The sequence below is a fragment of the Paenibacillus sp. FSL M8-0142 genome, assembly GCF_038597315.1.
Lineage (GTDB): Bacteria > Bacillota > Bacilli > Paenibacillales > Paenibacillaceae > Paenibacillus_AQ > Paenibacillus_AQ lactis.
In genome coordinates this window covers 4,411,216-4,427,881 of record NZ_CP152008.1, presented here as the reverse complement: position 1 = coordinate 4,427,881, position 16,666 = coordinate 4,411,216, and the positions used below count along the sequence as shown (strand labels likewise).

General features: G+C 53.2%; 13 protein-coding genes. 9 read left to right on the top strand and 4 right to left on the bottom strand.

Translation table 11 applies throughout. The features are described 5' to 3' along the window. Positions 1–103: 103 nt before the first annotated feature. The gene (locus tag NSQ46_RS20450) at positions 104–409 is read right to left on the bottom strand and encodes a rhodanese-like domain-containing protein (protein WP_007129610.1); all 306 of its coding nucleotides are present in this window, start codon (positions 407–409) and stop codon (positions 104–106) included. 176 nt (positions 410–585) lie between these two features. Here NSQ46_RS20450 and aroA point away from each other — a divergent pair, with 176 nt between their 5' ends. The 4 genes from aroA (at position 586) to ptsP (ending at position 6,191) form a co-directional block, all read left to right on the top strand. Beyond that, the gene (gene aroA / locus NSQ46_RS20445; RefSeq protein WP_342574510.1) at positions 586–1,878 is read left to right on the top strand and encodes a 3-phosphoshikimate 1-carboxyvinyltransferase; all 1,293 of its coding nucleotides are present in this window, start codon (positions 586–588) and stop codon (positions 1,876–1,878) included. A gap of 48 nt (positions 1,879–1,926) precedes the next feature. Then, positions 1,927–2,349, top strand: coding sequence for a CoA-binding protein (locus tag NSQ46_RS20440; protein ID WP_007129612.1), 423 nt, complete (start codon positions 1,927–1,929; stop codon positions 2,347–2,349). Positions 2,350–2,547: 198 nt separating this feature from the next. Continuing rightward, positions 2,548–4,431 carry a glucose PTS transporter subunit IIA gene (locus tag NSQ46_RS20435; RefSeq protein WP_342574509.1) on the top strand — a complete coding sequence of 628 codons (1,884 nt, stop codon included), beginning with the start codon at positions 2,548–2,550 and terminating at the stop codon, positions 4,429–4,431. After that, entirely contained in the window at positions 4,428–6,191 is a 1,764-nt protein-coding gene (gene ptsP / locus NSQ46_RS20430) for a phosphoenolpyruvate--protein phosphotransferase (protein ID WP_007129614.1), read from the top strand. The genes NSQ46_RS20435 and ptsP overlap by 4 nt, the downstream gene beginning before the upstream one ends. A gap of 257 nt (positions 6,192–6,448) precedes the next feature. On the opposite strand, the gene NSQ46_RS20425 is transcribed toward ptsP, so the two are convergent. Next, complete coding sequence (locus NSQ46_RS20425) at positions 6,449–6,979, bottom strand: type 1 glutamine amidotransferase domain-containing protein (RefSeq protein WP_210095533.1); 531 nt, start codon at positions 6,977–6,979, stop codon at positions 6,449–6,451. Positions 6,980–7,276: 297 nt separating this feature from the next. Here NSQ46_RS20425 and NSQ46_RS20420 point away from each other — a divergent pair, with 297 nt between their 5' ends. From NSQ46_RS20420 to NSQ46_RS20405, 4 genes are all read left to right on the top strand, one after another. Further along, the gene (locus NSQ46_RS20420) at positions 7,277–7,714 is read left to right on the top strand and encodes a hypothetical protein (RefSeq protein WP_244152689.1); all 438 of its coding nucleotides are present in this window, start codon (positions 7,277–7,279) and stop codon (positions 7,712–7,714) included. 273 nt (positions 7,715–7,987) lie between these two features. After that, positions 7,988–8,086 (top strand): monothiol bacilliredoxin BrxC family protein, encoded by a 99-nt coding sequence (locus tag NSQ46_RS20415; RefSeq protein ID WP_341341718.1) that lies wholly within the window; start codon positions 7,988–7,990, stop codon positions 8,084–8,086. Positions 8,087–8,256: 170 nt separating this feature from the next. Next, on the top strand, positions 8,257–9,267 hold the full coding sequence (ccpA, locus tag NSQ46_RS20410; protein ID WP_007129617.1) for a catabolite control protein A: 1,011 nt from the start codon (positions 8,257–8,259) through the stop codon (positions 9,265–9,267). A 117-nt stretch (positions 9,268–9,384) separates the two neighbouring features. Further along, the gene (locus tag NSQ46_RS20405) at positions 9,385–10,086 is read left to right on the top strand and encodes a 5'-methylthioadenosine/adenosylhomocysteine nucleosidase (RefSeq protein ID WP_210095532.1); all 702 of its coding nucleotides are present in this window, start codon (positions 9,385–9,387) and stop codon (positions 10,084–10,086) included. A gap of 99 nt (positions 10,087–10,185) precedes the next feature. Here NSQ46_RS20405 and NSQ46_RS20400 read toward each other — a convergent pair whose 3' ends face one another. Beyond that, entirely contained in the window at positions 10,186–10,818 is a 633-nt protein-coding gene (locus NSQ46_RS20400; protein WP_007129620.1) for a GNAT family N-acetyltransferase, read from the bottom strand. Positions 10,819–11,113: 295 nt separating this feature from the next. On the opposite strand from NSQ46_RS20400, the gene acsA reads away from it, so the two are divergent. Further along, on the top strand, positions 11,114–12,838 hold the full coding sequence (gene acsA, locus NSQ46_RS20395) for an acetate--CoA ligase (RefSeq protein WP_028405213.1): 1,725 nt from the start codon (positions 11,114–11,116) through the stop codon (positions 12,836–12,838). A gap of 344 nt (positions 12,839–13,182) precedes the next feature. Here acsA and NSQ46_RS20390 read toward each other — a convergent pair whose 3' ends face one another. Beyond that, positions 13,183–16,257 carry a transglycosylase domain-containing protein gene (locus NSQ46_RS20390; protein WP_342574507.1) on the bottom strand — a complete coding sequence of 1,025 codons (3,075 nt, stop codon included), beginning with the start codon at positions 16,255–16,257 and terminating at the stop codon, positions 13,183–13,185. Positions 16,258–16,666: the final 409 nt, after the last annotated feature.

The following is a 16,666-nucleotide window of genomic DNA, read 5'->3' as shown; positions in this document are numbered from 1 at the left end:
GATAAAGAGCCTGTTCCAGGGAAAATGTGAAGTGTTCTAGCGGGAGAGACAACAAGGCGGGGGAAACTGTAGCTTCCCCCGCCTTCCTGCAGACAATGAGCGGCTACTCCTCTTCATGCCACTGAAGCATGCCGCCTTTCAGGTTGATCACATTATGAATTCCTTGATGGCTCAGAAATTCGCACACATGCTGGCTGCGTCCGCCGCTGCGGCATATAATGACGACCTCTTCATTTCGAGGGATCTCATCGAGCCTGGCGGGGATTTCGCCCATCGGGATATGCTTGGCGCCGTTGATCATGCCGGCTGCCACTTCCTCGTCTTCCCGGACATCGATCATGTACACTTGCTCGCCGTTGTGAAGACGGCGTCTAAGCTCAGAAGTTTCCATCTGGGGAATCGGTTTCATCAGTTGACCTCTTTTCTGCAAAATGATAACGTCCCGAGCAAACGGGCCGCCGGAAAATTTAAAAGTGATATGAACAATGATAACCAAGCGGCGATTTCTCTGTCAATCGACTGCCTTAGGATCATTTGGAAAACAGCGTACAAGCGCTATACTATATACAAGGAGAGATACATATTATGGATATCATTGTAAGGCCTACTCCCAAACTACAAGGCGAGATCGGGGCGTTGTCGTCCAAAAACTACACGACGCGCTACCTGCTTGCAGCCGCGCTGGCCGAAGGAACGAGCACGGTTTATTATCCGGCTCACAGCGAGGACAGCGATGCGATGAGACGCTGCATCCAAGATCTTGGAGCCGTCCTCGAGGAGGACGATGAGAAGGCGGTCATTACCGGCTTCGGCAAATCGCCGCGAAACGTGAAGGAATTGAATGTAGGGAATGCCGGAGCGGTGCTGCGTTTCTTAATGGGCGTAGCGGCTTTGTCCGAAGAGGTTACGTTTGTAAACACATATCCGGAATCGCTAGGGAAGCGTCCGCATGATGACTTGATCGATGCGCTCGGGCAACTGGGCGTACAGGTGGAGCATAATGACGGGAAGCTGCCGATCACGATTCGCGGAGGCAGCCCGAAGGGCGGACGCATTACCGTCTCCGGCGAGGTCAGCTCGCAGTATTTGAGCGCCCTGCTGTTCCTGACGCCGCTGCTTACCGAGGACAGCGAGATTACGGTGACCGGGGATCTGAAGTCGAAGGTGGTTGTCGGTCAGACGCTGGAAGTGCTGGAGCAGGCCGGGATTACGATCCATGCGGACGAGGACTACATGTTCTTCCGGGTTCCGGGCGGCCAGTCCTACAAAGCGCAGGTCTACACGGTTCAAGGCGACTATCCGGGTTCCGCCGCAGTCCTTGCCGCAGCAGCAGTAACGGAATCGGATGTAACGATCCGCAACCTCGCGGAGGACAGCAAGCAAGGGGAGCGCGCGATCATCGACGTGCTCCGCATGATGCAGGTTCCTCTTACGCACGAGAACGGCAATGTGCGCGTCCAAGGGAACGGGCGGCTCAAAGCGCTGGAATTTGACGGGGACACGGCGACGGACGCGGTGCTGGCGATGGTGGCGGCCGCCGTGTTTGCTGAAGGCACCTCCCGTTTTTACAATGTTGAGAATCTTCGGTACAAGGAATGTGACCGAATTACGGATTATTTGACGGAGCTGCGAAAGGCAGGCGCTAATGTGGAAGAACGTCAAGCTGAGATTATCGTTCACGGCCGTCCGGAAGGCGTCGAGGGCGGTGTCGAAATTAATGCCCACTACGATCACCGCGTAATTATGGCTTTGACGGTGGTGGGGCTTCGCTCCAAGCAGCCGCTGCGAATTCAGGACGCGCATCATGTCGCCAAATCCTACCCGCAGTATTTCGATCATCTGAAGGCGCTTGGGGCCGATGTGGAATGGGTAAAATAAGGGTAGCAAAGAGCCATTTGAAAAACTCCGAAAGGTGGTAACCATCCCATGGCATTTGAAAATCCGAGCCGCGAGCAAATTGCGGATATCTTGAAAAATGCAGGCAACATCGCCGTAGTCGGCCTGTCCGACCGCCCGGACCGCACTTCCCATATGGTAGCTGCGGCTATGCAAAGCCGGGGGTACCGGATCATTCCGGTAAATCCCGGAGCAGACGAAATTCTTGGGGAGAAATGCTATCCTTCCTTGAAGGACATACCGGAGCCTGTAACGATCGTGAATGTATTCCGGCGGAGCGAATATTGCGCCGACGTGGCACGGGAAGCTGCAGAGATCGGCGCCAAAGTGCTCTGGCTGCAGCAGGGCATCATCAGCGAGGAGGCGGCAGCGATCGCCGAGGAGAACGGCATGATCGCGGTCATGGACCGCTGCATTAAGGTAGAGGATTCGATCGCCCTGCGCGGCAAATAATTTTTTTATTTCGAGTGGATGGAAGAAGGGCAAGTCTTGCGAGAGAGTAACCGGCAGTCAAGGATGCGGCACAATCGCGAATCCTGATTGTTTTTGGTTCGATCAAGCAGGACTTGCTTTTTCGTGTGGGGGTGCGGTTTTCTTTTTGACAAAAAGAGGTGGAACGCTTACCATCAAGGATAGAAAGGAGGGCTCGCCTTGAATTGGTTGGGATCGTTGCAGCAGCTGGGCAGAGCCGTTATGCTCCCTACAATGGCGCTTCCGGCCGCAGCTCTCCTGCTTAGCGTGGGCAGTCTGCCGTGGGCGGCCTGGGGCTTCGGAACTTTGGGCGAGATTGCCCAAGCGGCGGGACACGGCGTGTTTTATTATATGCCGTATTTATTTGCCATCGGGGTTGCCTGGGGGCTCTCGAACCAGGGAGGGCCTGCAGGTCTTGCGGCTCTGGCCGGCATGTTTATATATAATCAGGTGATTTCCCGTCTGGGGGATGGAGGCGTTCAGCCCTCCACCTTGATCGGGATCATTTTTGGTGTGCTATCCGGATATGTCTATAACCGCTTCAAGCATATTAAATTGCCTGAGGCGATCCAATTCTTCGGAGGATCCCGCTTCGTGCTGTTGTTCATGGGGCTGTTCTCCGCCGTGTTCGCATGGTTCATGCTGGGGATGGCTCCGATCGTGCAGCGCGGTCTGGACTCCTTCTACGAGCTGACGGTGCATATGGGCGCTTTCGGTTTGTTCCTGTACGGCATCCTGTACCGGGTGCTAACGGCATTCGGCCTGCACCATTTGCTGAATAATGTATATTGGTTCCAGCTTGGAACGTACGAGACCAGTGACGGCACGATTGTTCAAGGGGATCTGCCGCGGTTCTTCGCCGGCGATCCGACGGCAGGCGATTTCATGGCCGGACTGTTTCCGATCATGATGTTTGCGCTGCCGGCTATCGCATTCGCAATCATCCAGGAGGCGCGCGAGGATTTAAAGCCGAAGGTAAAGAAAACGTTTATGCGTTCGGCCCTCGTCTGTTTTTTGACCGGGGTATCGGAGCAGATCGAGTTCGCGTTTTTATTCGCCTCTCCTTATCTGTATGTGCTGCACGCACTGATGGCGGGCTTCGCCATGGTGCTTACGTACATGTTTGATATCCATCACGGCTTTTCGTATTCGGCAGGCTTCATCGACTATGTGCTCAACTACCACCTGTCACAGAATGCCTGGATGATCATACCGATCGGCATCGTATACGGGCTGGTCTATTATTTTCTGTTCCGCTGGGCGATTCGGACCTTCGAAATTCCGACGCCGGGGCGCGAGGAAGGCTCGGCTCTGGAAGGACGGGCCGGAGATATTCCGTATCAGGCGCCACTCATTCTGGAAGCGCTGGGGGGCAAGGACAATATTGTACAGGTTCAGTCCTGCATGACCCGGTTAAGATTGACCGTGTATAATGACCGCCAGATCGATTCCGACGCGCTCAAGCTGCTTGGCTCGGCAGGCATTATCAAGCTTGGCGGGGGCAATGTGCAAGTGGTGTTCGGGACCTACTCCGAGCTGATCCGCGAGGAAATTAACAAGCTGATGCAGCAGGATCTGCCGCGGGTGCTGTTCAGCGCTCCGGTACAAGGACGCATGCTGCCGATTGACGAAGTGCCGGACGATATTTTCGCCGCCAAGCTGGTTGGCAACGGGGTGGCATTTATACCCGAGAAGGGGGAGCTCGTCTCTCCGGTATACGGTACGGTGATGCATGTGTATCCGACGATGCATGCCATCGGGATTTCCACCCCGGATGGTCTTGAGGTGTTGATCCATATCGGCATCGATACCTCCCAGCTGAAGGGGCCGTTTACGGCTGTCGTCAGCGAAGGGGATACGGTCGAGCCCGGCCAGCTGCTGGTCAAATTCGACCTGGCGTATCTGAAGGCCCACGCCGCATCGCTGGCTACGCCGATGGTGATCACGAATCCGGATAAGGTCAGATCCTGGAGCTATGCTCCGTTCAAATCGGTCAAGAAAGGACAGTCATCCGTCATGTCCGTCGTATTAAATGAGAGTAACGCTGGGGGTAGAGAAACATGATACAAGGCATTGGCGCAGCAACAGGCGTAGCGATCGGAAAGGCTTTCGTATTGCCGCATTGGGAGCTGGATCTTCCGGATTCCGAATTGGACGCCGTCGATTTGGCCAAAGAGTTCGAGCGTCTATATGAAGGCATACGAACCTCCAAGAACGAAATCGAATACATCAAGAATGAATTCAAAGAAATGGTGGGGCACGAGGAGTCGCAAATTTTTGACGCGCATCTGGCCATCCTGGACGATCCGGTGTTCATGAACGAAATCCAAGGGATCATCGAACGTCAGTACAAGGCGGCCGAAGTGGCGGTTAAAGAGGCGATTGACCATTTTGTCTCCATGTTCGATTTGCTTGACGACGAATACATGAAGGAACGGGCGCTGGACATCAAGGATGTAGGCAACCGGCTGTTGAAGCATCTGCTCGGTGCGCCGGAGGTTAAGCTGCCTTCCGACACGCAGCCTTATATCCTGGTTGCCAAGGAGCTCTCGCCGTCCCAGCTGGTTCATCTCAATCCGTCCCATGTTCTCGGGATTGTCACCTTGAACGGGGGCAAAACCTCCCATTCTGCAATTATGGCCCGTGCCCTCGGCATCCCGATGGTATCCGGCATCGAGAACAAGCTGGAGAAGCCGATCCAGACCGGTGAGCTGCTTATTGTGGATGGGGATGCAGGGCATCTTTACCTTGAACCGGATCCGCTGACTTTGGAGCGTTATGAAGGCATTCGCGACGAGCAGCGGAAGCGTAAAGAGCAGCTCCAGCTGCTGGCCACGGTGGATGCCGTCACCAAAGACGGGACGTTCTTTAACCTGGCTGCCAACATGAGCTCGGTGAAGGAGCTTGATATCGCTCTGCAGAACGGGGCTAAAGGAGTGGGCTTGTTCCGGACGGAATTTCTGTATATGGACCGCCACAGCTTCCCGACGGAGGAGGAGCAGTTCGAGGTCTACCGTCATGTTGTGGAGAAGGCCGGGCAGTCCTCCGTCGTCATTCGCACCTTTGATATCGGCGGTGACAAGCAGCTTGATTATTTCTCGCTGCCGGAGGAGGATAATCCGTTCCTGGGCTACCGCGCCATCCGGATCTGCCTGGATCGCACGGAGCTGTTTCAAACCCAGCTGGCTGCGATTCTTCGGGCCAGCGCCTTCGGCAATGTCAAAATCATGTATCCGATGATTTCGTCGGTCGAAGAGATCCGTCAGGCCAACGGGATTCTCCATCAAGCGATGGCGGATCTTGACCGCCGTGGCATCGCTTATGATCCGAATATCAAAGTAGGCATCATGATCGAAGTGCCGGCAGCGGTGGCCATTGCGGATCTGTTGGCGGAGGAAGCGGACTTCTTCAGCATCGGCACGAATGATTTGGTTCAATATGTGTTGGCCGTGGACCGGATGAACGAGCAGATCGCCCATATGTACCATCCGTTTCATCCGGCTGTCTTGCGCATGCTCCGGACGACGGTTGAAGCGGCGCATCAGGCGGGGATTCCGGTCAGCGTATGCGGGGAGCTTGCCGGAGATGAGCGGGCGATCCCAATCTGGCTTGAGCTGGGCGTTAAAGACCTCAGCATGTCGCCGCAATCGCTGCTGCGCGTGAAGCACCGTATTCTGAATACCAATGCGGCGGAGGCGAAGAAGGAGGCGGCTGCCTGCTTCAAGCTGCGGACCAACACGGCTGTGGAGGAACGGCTGAATGCATTTGCCGAGCGATGCAGCTTTGCAAGCGGAGGCAGCGGCACCGACAGTTCGGCTTCATAGGAGCTTCCCTGCACGTTGTCCGGCTCTATCGTGCGACTCTTTTTTCGAAGGACAAGCTATAACGGACATACGGAAACCTTAGGGCATAGGGAGCGTAGTCCAGGATATAGAAGCAAATGGAGTCATTAGAGCATATCCGATCAAAACGAGTATATCGCGGCTATAATAATCAAAAGCCGCCTGTTTCATGCGATTTTCAAGAAGGGAATCGCATTCGAAACAGGCGGCTTTAGTGTTTAGGGATAGATGGACGAAGCTTACCCGCGTTCGGCGAGCGCATCGCAAAAGGCCTTGCCGTATGGCGGCAAATCCGGCGGGCGGCGGGCGGATATGATGTGGCCGTCAGTCACGACCGCTTCATCCTTCCAGATCGCGCCGGCGTTCTCCATATCATCCCGGATCCCCGGCGTGGACGTGACGGTGACGCCGTTTAATATTTTGGCAGAAATGAGGACCCAGCCCGCATGGCAGATCTGGCCGATCGGTTTCTTGGCCGCATGCATTTCCTGAACCAGCTGGAGCACTTTTCCATAACGGCGCAGCTTGTCCGGCGCCCATCCGCCCGGTACGAGGATTCCGTCGTAATCGCTGCTGTCCAGCTCATCGAAACCGTATTCGGCTGTGGCAGGCACGCCATATTTGCCGATATACGTTTTTCCTTTTTCGGCACCGGCAAGATGGACCTCGGCCCCTTCCTCACGAACCCGGTATACCGGGTACCATAATTCCAGATCCTCGAATTCTTCATCCACAAGCGCAATGACTTTTTTTCCTGATAGTCTTGTCATCGTTATAAGCTCCTTTCCCGTGTGCACCTCTTGACTTCAGCACAGGCTGCGATCTCTTCATCATTGTAACAAAGATCGGCTGAGGTTTCATGGAAACCATCACGTCCGCACACCGATTAAGAAATCGGATACATATTTGGTAAATAAAGCATTATCACATTTTTGAAGGAATCTCTGGTATGATAGTCGAATAGAACTAATTTAGGTGACAGATTTGTGACAATAGAGTTTGAAAAAGATTATGTTGTTAGATTTGGGGTGGGCGATTTGTTCAAAACCTGTAACTGCGGACAATCGATGAGGTTGGAACTGCGAAAGCTGATTCATGAAAAAAGGATCCGAATATGCCATGTACCAGTATACTCCTGCCAGGCCTGCAAGAAGTATGAGCTGCTTCCACTGATTAAACCGCATCTGCTTCGATATATTGCATCACTGGGCCATGGCGCCGAGAGACTAAGGGTTTCGTTCGCGGACGTTAATGAAGCGGCTTACGTTCTGCGGGAGGTGTTCCGTACATACGTGGATGAATCAACGGTGGATGAAGAGGACCAAGAGCTGCAAGCACGCTGCAGGGAGGCTTTTGACGAAAGGATCAATATGCTGCTGGACCTGTTTTGCTGTGCGCAAGGAATGAAGGATGAGGAGTGGATGAAGCAAATCGAGGGACGTTTGGAGCAACTTAGCGCTTTGAAAACGCTGATTCCTGAAAATTCAGGCTATTTCGCCAGATAATTTTCAGAAAATTTTCGTGGTTGTTGGATTTTTCACGCACTTTTTGTTAGGATAGAGGGTAGGAACTTCAATACAATGATAGGGAATGTATATCCTACGGCGTCGTTGTCGAAAATGACTACTATTAAACAATTACGCGCCGCGCTTGATTCTACGGATAGAAGACCCTTGCTATTGTTCAAGCATAGTACCGGATGCCCAATTGTGTGCGTGAATCTACGGGAAGCGGAGGCAGTCTTGCTTTAGCGTCCCAGCGGGCAGCATGGCTATGTTTTGACTAGGCCACCCGCGATCCGTCCGGTATCGTATCAGGCAGCAGAGGATCTTGGCATCCGACATGAATCGCCTCAAGTTCAAGTTATACTTGTGTAGAAGGAGCGCCAGTCTGGCATACATCCATTCCCATATTACGACTGAAGCGCTGACCACCCGATTGAAACGGCATGAATTGCCGTGTCATTGCATGAAGCAGTAATTTGTCGTATCATAAATTCAATTGGTATTGAACGAATGAAAATCTATTGGCAATGGAGAGAAGGAATTTGACGGTAACCATTTACGATGTTGCGCGCGAAGCAGGCGTTTCCATGGCGACGGTATCCCGGGTTGTTAACAATAACCCGAACGTAAAGCCTCAGACCCGGAAGAAAGTTTACGAAGCGATTGAACGTTTGGGATATCGTCCGAATGCGGTAGCCAGAGGCCTGGCGAGCAAGAAGACGACAACCGTAGGCGTTGTAATCCCTGATATTTCGAACTCGATCTTTGCGGAAATTGCCCGCGGTATCGAGGATATTGCGAATATGTACCACTATAATATCATCTTGTGTAATGCCGATAAGCGGAAGGAGAAGGAGATCCGCGTCATTAACACCTTGCTCGAGAAGCAAGTGGACGGGCTCCTGTTCATGGGCGGAACCGTGACGGACGAGCATATCCAGGCGTTCCAGACCTCCGCTGTTCCGATTGTCCTGTGTGCCACCAGCGATGAGAAGGGCTCCTATCCGTCGGTAGATATCGACCATGAGCAGGCTGCATTTGATGCGGTGAACACCTTGATCCGGCACGGACATCGTGAGATCGCGATGATCAGCGGCACCCTTCAGGATCCAGCGAACGGCTATGCCCGCTTCCAGGGATACAAGAAGGCGCTGGAAGCTGCCGGTATCGAATATCAAGAGGATTTGGTCCGTATCGGCAACTATCGCTATGAATCCGGCGTTGAAGCGATGAAATATTTCCTCGGGCTGAAGAAGAAGCCGACGGCTATTTTTGCGGCTACCGATGAGATGGCGATCGGCGCCATCCACAGCATCCAGGATGAAGGCTACAAGGTTCCGGATGATTTCTCGATCATCAGCGTGGACAATATCCGTATGGCCTCCATGGTTCGTCCTCAGCTGACAACCGTGGCTCAACCGATGTATGATCTTGGTGCGGTGGCGATGCGGCTGCTGACCAAACTGATGAAAAAGGAAAATGTGGAGAATCCACGCGTGATTTTGCCGCACGAGACGATTCTGCGTCTGTCGGTAAGCCATGTAAACGAGTAGGCTTGAAATGGATGCATCGGATCGAAGCATCCATAAATTTGAAAAAAAGCTCCTGAAATCAAGGGGCTTTTTTCTGCTGAAAGCATTTTCGAATATCATTTGCGGAGGGGTACAGGAATGTCAACACAGGTAATCGGCCTGATCGGGGCCATGGACGAAGAAATCGAATTGCTGCTGCAGCAGCTGGAGAATAAGGATACAACGGTGAAAGCAGGCGTTTCCTATGCCGCCGGGACCATTCACGGCAAGCAGGTGGTCGTATGCAAGAGCGGCGTCGGCAAGGTGAACGCTGCGGTTACAACCCAAATCTTAATCGATGCCTTTGGCGTGTCGAAGATTGTGTTTACCGGTGTTGCCGGTGCCCTCCACCCGGAGCTTAACATAGGCGATATCGTCATTTCGTCCTCATGCATGCAGCATGATATGGATGTGACGCCGCTCGGTTATTCGAAAGGGGTCATCCCTTACCAGGAGGTGTCCGATTTCCCGGCGGATCAAGCGCTGATAACGCTTGCCGAGGAAGCGTGCAAGGAGCTGGCGGGCGGGCATTATATCGTCGGCAAAGTCCTGTCCGGCGACCAGTTTATCGCAAGCCGGGATACCGTGCAGATGCTGTACAGCGAGCTTAACGGGGCGTGTGCGGAAATGGAGGGCTCTGCGGTAGCTCAAGTATGCCACATGAATGCGGTGCCGTATGTTGTCATTAGATCGATGTCGGACAAAGCCGACGGCTCGGCCCACGTCAATTTCCCGGAGTTTACGGTGAAAGCTTCCAAGCGATCCCACGAGATTGTAAATCATATGCTGTCGAGGCTTTAAGAAGCGTGAGGTCTCTTAGCTTAGGCTAGGATGAACGCAGCGGACCTGCCCGCAGAATCAATATCCCCGAGGGTAAGCCCCCGGGGATATATTGGTTTCTTAGTACATAAAGCGCTGCCTGAAGCGAATGCGGTCGAACTGCTCCTGCGATGACAGCGGGACTTGTCGGCCGATCCTTACCATAAGACAGTTGGCAGGATGGGAGCATATTTCCGGATCGTCGGTCGCGTACCATTCCATATCCACTACCTTCATCAGCCGTTCCATCATTTTGCGGTAGTCCCATACGTTCAAGCCGCTCCCCTTAAGATCCCAATGCCAGTAATATTCGGTCGTAAATACGATATACCGCTCCATCTGGTCTTCCTCGAATGCGGTTTTGATCATCTGCTGGCCGAGGCCCATCGAGCGATAGTCACTAGCGACTTCGATCGCCCCCAGCTCAATTAAATCTTCCATCTTCCCTTCAGACCACCGTTCTTGCTCATCGGGGTAATGGAAGGTTACATATCCTACAATCCTATCGCGGTCCCGCGTGATAATAATTCTGCCCTCGGGGAGGCCTGCAATTTCCACCAATGCCTCATGCTGCTCCGCAGGACGGCGAAACGCCTTTAGATCAGGGTGCATCGTAAGCTTGGATAACTGCTCGGGAGGTACAGGTCCTTCGATGATCAGGCGGCGGTCTTCAGGAAACAAAACATGAGACTGGTAAAGCTTGCAGTGTTCCATCCGTTACGCTCCTTTCATTTCCATACCCTACTTATAGCAAAAAAATAAAAAAATGAAAAGCAATGACAGGAAAACATAACATATGATATAATCACTTCGACATAAAACCTTCACAATTATAACATTGACAACAGGAGTTGGCTTAACGAATCCCTAGGGTTAATTGCTCGATAATCGGAGGCAACGTGACGACCCGCCGCAAGCGCAATGTGCAACTTCCAATGTTTCATTCAATTCAATTTGAAAGCGCTGTCCACCAGGACGAGACTGATTTGAGAATGAGGAGGATGTTATGATGAATCAGACGCATAGCGAAATTTTACCAAGTGAAGTCTCGCATTCCAATATGAAGAGCTACGAGGAAGCACGTTCCGAGTTTTCATGGGATACGATCGAGAGACATTTTACATGGTACGAGACGGGGAAAGTCAACATGGCTTATGAAGCCATCGACCGTCATGTAGCGGAGGGAAAAGGGGATAAGATCGCGCTTTTGTACAGCGATGCGACAAGAGACGAAGCGATTACCTATTCCGAGATGAAAGAGCAGTCCGACAAATTTGGCAATGTACTTCGTAAGTACGGGATCGGAAAAGGTGACAGAGTCTTTATTTTCATGCCGCGGAGCCCGGAGCTCTACGCGAGTCTGCTGGGAATTCTGAAGGTCGGCGCCGTAGTAGGGCCATTGTTCGAAGCCTTTATGGAGACGGCGGTGAAGGACCGGCTGGAGGACAGCGGTGCCGTAGCCTTGGTCACGACGCCTGCCCTTCTGCCGCGCGTAAAGCGTGACGAGCTGCCTGAGCTGAAGCATATCTTCGTGGTTGGGGATCTGGAGGAAGAGGATCCGCAGCTGATCTCTTATTTCCGGGAGATGGAATCCGCGTCCAGTGAGCTCGAGCTCGAGTGGCTGGAGCGGGAAGACGGATTGATCATGCATTATACTTCGGGCTCGACGGGGAAACCAAAAGGCGTCTATCATGTGCAGAATGCCATGATTCAGCATTATTATACCGGCAAGGTCGTTCTGGATCTGAGAGAAGACGATATATACTGGTGTACGGCTGACCCGGGCTGGGTAACAGGTACCTCGTACGGCATTTTTGCACCGTGGCTGCACGGCGTTACGAATGTGATCCGCGGCGGCCGGTTCAGTCCGCAGGACTGGTACGGCACGCTGGAGAAGAACAAGGTGACGGTGTGGTACAGCGCCCCGACCGCCTTCCGGATGCTCATGGGAGCAGGCTCGGATCTCATCGACCAATTCGACCTGAGCCATCTGCGGCACGTATTGTCCGTAGGAGAGCCGCTGAACCCTGAGGTGGTACGGTGGGGCTATAAAGCTTACAAGCAGCGGATACACGATACATGGTGGATGACCGAGACCGGCGGGCAGCTGATCTGCAACTATCCGAGCATGGCGATCAAGCCGGGATCCATGGGGCGTCCGCTTCCAGGCATTACAGCCGCGATTCTGGATGATCAGGGGAACGAGGTTGCTCCATATACGATGGGCAATCTGGCCATCAAGACGCCTTGGCCGTCCATGATGAGAAAGGTCTGGAACAACCCGGCCAAGTATGAAGAATACTTCCGCATTCCGGGCTGGTATATCTCCGGCGATACGGCGTATATGGACGAAGAAGGCTACTTCTGGTTCCAAGGCCGAATCGATGATGTTATCAATTCTTCCGGCGAGCGCATCGGGCCGTTCGAGGTCGAGAGCAAGCTGGTTGAGCATCCGGCCGTAGCGGAGGCGGGCGTCATCGGGAAGCCGGACGTAACCCGCGGCGAAATCATTAAAGCGTTTATCTCCCTGCGCGAAGGATATACGCCTTCCCAGGAGCTTAAGGATGAAATCTACCGTTTTGTAAAAGAGGGACTGTCCGCTCATGCCGCTCCGCGCGAGATTGAGTTTAAGGATAAGCTGCCGAAGACACGGTCAGGCAAAATTATGCGCCGGGTATTGAAAGCCTGGGAGCTGGATCTGCCGACCGGGGATTTGTCCACCATCGAGGATTAATATCATAACCTAATGCACAACAGGCTGACTTGCCACTGATCCTACAGTGGGAGTCAGCTTTTTTTGATCTGAACCGTGAATCGGACAATGGATGCCGAATTTTCGCGTCCCGAACGGGGGAACGGGGAGGTGATTGCATGAAAAAAAGGAGGCCCCCCGAGGCAAATGAATTGAAATGTGGTCCGCTGTCTGCAGTAACACGTCTAGGCTTGTCGTCCAAGCGAGACGCTGAGCATCGTGGAGCAGTCATCATGACACATTGCACAGCATAAAAAAACCGCTTCTAACGAAAGCGCACCCGGAAGGATGCGGTTCTTTCGAAAGAAGCGGCTTGGTTGATGTCTTTATTCGGTTTTCTCAAAATAGACGGTTGGCGAAGGGGCTGATTCCCCGGCCGAATTCACGGCAGTCACTCGAAACGTACCGCTCATCGGCCCGCCTACGTAATAATAGTCGGTGCTTTTGCTTGTGCCGAGAACTTGATAGTTCCCGTCACTGTTCGGACTGTAGTAAATGTTATAGGCGATGACCTCTTCCTCCGGCGCATTGCCGCTCCATTTGGCCGTGAAGCCATCCGGCGTAGCGGTTATCGTTGGCTGCCCGGGAGCTGCCGGAGGAGCAGTAACGCCTTCGGAGCCCAGGTCGTCCTCCGGAACCTCTTCGGTTAGCCCTTCATCCGTGCCGAGGTCTTCTTCCGGATCCGCCTCTTCCGAGGTGGTAAAGCCCGGAGCGCCGGTACCTACGATCGTGCTAGGCTCGGAAGCATTACCGGCCACATCCACCGCCACTACGTAATACGAGGCAAACAGGCCGTCGGATCCCAGGCCGGAGAAGACGTAATTGCCATCGGCCAGAACAACCTGGCCTTGATGGGTGAACGGGCTGCCGTTGACCGATTTATAGAGGCGATAGCCTACGACGTCCGGCGAGCCGCTCGCGCTGAAGCTGATCGCTCCGCTGCCGATGTTGTAATGAACGTTTTTCGGCGGCGTAGGCGCCCTGCCGTCATCTTTTCTCGGATCGATCTTGGTCGGCATGCCTTTCTTGGCGTCTTGCGGAAGATAGTATTCCAGCGGTCTCCGTTCTCCCTTCATCACCTTCAGCGCATTCTCGAGCTCTTGGATCAGCTCATCGATCGGCTTCTCCCGTTTAACGACGATCTGCTCTTTGAGCATATCGAGCGGAGTTGCTTCCTGCGGAATGTAATTCACGCCGCGATAGGTAATGTATTTAGCCTTGGCAATGCCATCGTCCGGCTCGGTCGGTACATATTTGGCGTTGAAAATATCCGTAACGAATCGGTCGGTTAGCGCCGTAGGCACTTTCCCGCTGTACGCGGATACGGTCTTGGAGATGATACCCTCCGGCTTCTCAAAGCTCTTCGTTGGGAACAGCTCAGGCTTAACGTCGGTGACCTCATTCATAATTTTCGCCCAGATGCTCTGCGCATGCTTCCGCTGATCTCCGACGAGCACATGCTTTTGCTCCTTGTAGCCGACCCAGACGCCCAACGTGATGTCAGGCGAATAGCCCATGAACCAGACATCACCGTAGTTCTGCGTAGAGCCGGTTTTGCCGACAATCGGAATTTCATTGAATTTCTTATACGTATCCCGGACCTTGCTTCCGGTACCGTTCGTAATGACGGTACGCATCATGTCGGTCATGAGATAGGCTGTTTGCTCGGAGAACACTTGCTCCGGTTTCACTTCGTGCTTGTAGACGATATTTCCTTTGGAATCGACGATCTTCTCGATCATAAAAGCATCGTTGAATTTTCCTTTATTGCCGATGGAGCTGTATGCATTCGTCAGCTCTTCGACGGTTACACCCCGACTAAGGCCGCCCAGTACGCCCGTCGCTGCGGAGTAATCCTTCTCCTCCAGCGTGGTGATGCCGAGCTTTTTGGAGAATGCCCAGGCATTGTCGATACCGACGGTGTTGTTGAACAGTTTCAACGCGACCGTGTTGGTGGAATCGTTCAGCGCTTGCCGGGCCGTCATCAGGCCTCTGTAGCCGGTGTATGCGTTCTTCGGTATATGATACACTTTCGAGTAATCTTTCAAAATGATGGGTGAGTCATCCACAACGCTGGCCGGCTGAATCGCTCCGGATTCAAGCGCCGGCAAATAAGCGGCGATCGGCTTCATGGCCGAGCCCGGCTGTCGTTTCATCTGGGTGGCGTGGTTCATCTGCTCGATGTTGAAATCACGCCCTTCGATCATGCCGAGGATGGCTCCGGTTTTGTTGTCGATCATCATCGCGCCCGTTTGCTCCACGCCCTTCTCGCTGTCCGGGAAGAAGTTGCTGTCATCTTCCGCAATGGCGCGCATCGTGCGGTATACCGTGCGGTCAATCGTTGTATATACTCGATACCCGCCGGTCAGCAAATCCGGTGTTTCCTCATCTTTTTTCTCTTTGCGGTCATTGGCAGAACCCTCGAGTTCCAGCTGTGCCAAAATATCGGATGCCTGGCGTTCCACTTCCATCATGAGATACGGATAAGTCACATAAGCCTTCTGCGTCCGCGGTGCCAGCGCTCCCTTAATATCGAAGTCCAGCGCTTCGCGATATTCCGCCTGCGTAATTTTGCCTTCCTTGAGCATGCTGTCCAGCACCCGATGCTGGCGATCTATCGCCCGTTTGAAGGCCTTTTCATCAAATTCGCCCTTCCCGTTAAAGGCAGAGTAGGAGGATGGAAGCTGCGGCAGGCCGGCAAGATAAGCAGCCTGGGCGATATTCAGGTCCTCCAGCTTGTTGATGTTGAATATCCCTTTAGCGGCAGCTTTGATACCGAACACCTGGTAACCGCTTGAACCGTTGCCGTAAGGCACCTTGTTCAAATAGGCGGTCAAAATCTGATCCTTGCTTAGAAACCGCTCCATACGCATCGCCAGCAGCATTTCCTTCACCTTCCGGTTATCCGTGCGGTCACGGCTGAGGAAGGTCAGTCTTGCAAGCTGTTGGGTCAGCGTGCTTCCCCCGGTCTGGACCGGCTCGTTCAGCAAACGTTCTTTAACTGCGCGCGCAGTGCCTTTTATGTCAACACCCTTATGTGTATAAAAACGGTTGTCTTCTATGGATATGACGGCATCTTTAACGATTTGGGGAATTTCTTCAAATTCGACAGGTCGTCTGTCTTCTTCCGTCCTGAGCTGCCCGATCGGCGAGCCGTCACGGAAGTAGGCAAACCCGGTAATGGCATTATCGTTCATCGTCTTCTCGATGAGTGCCCGCGACCTTACAGGCTCATCCTTAACGATCGAGGTGACATAGCCCGCAACGGCTCCTCCGGCGAACAACACACCTGTCAGGCCTATAATAAAAAGCCATCCGATGACAGATCCGAAAACCCGCAGAAAGGAACGTTTTCGCGGTTTTTTCTGTTTTCCGGAACCCTGTTTTTTCTCCTCAACCATGAATGATACTCCTCCTTTTTAACGCACCTATTATAGCATAAATCGAAGGGTTTGAATCATTTGTCCTTTATAGAATGTCCTTTTTTAAAGAAGAATGATTTATTTTGGAATGCTTAAATGCTGGATGCATTTATTACCACACCAAGGAGGCTTCAAGGAGGCGCTGCTAGCGGCCGATCGCGGAGCAAACAGACGGGGAAAACGGTTAACGCGAGCAGTCGCCTCAGGCCGCATGAACCGCCAATCAACAGCTCCTGACTCAAAATACGGACGGAGAGGGCAGGGGAAGGCTCGAGAGGATCGTGGGCGGCGGCAGCTTCGACGCTCCATATTGAGGTAATGATGGGAAAGCCGGCAACAAAAAAAGAAACCTGAAGGCCGCTATGGCTTTCAGGTTTCTTAGGCTCCG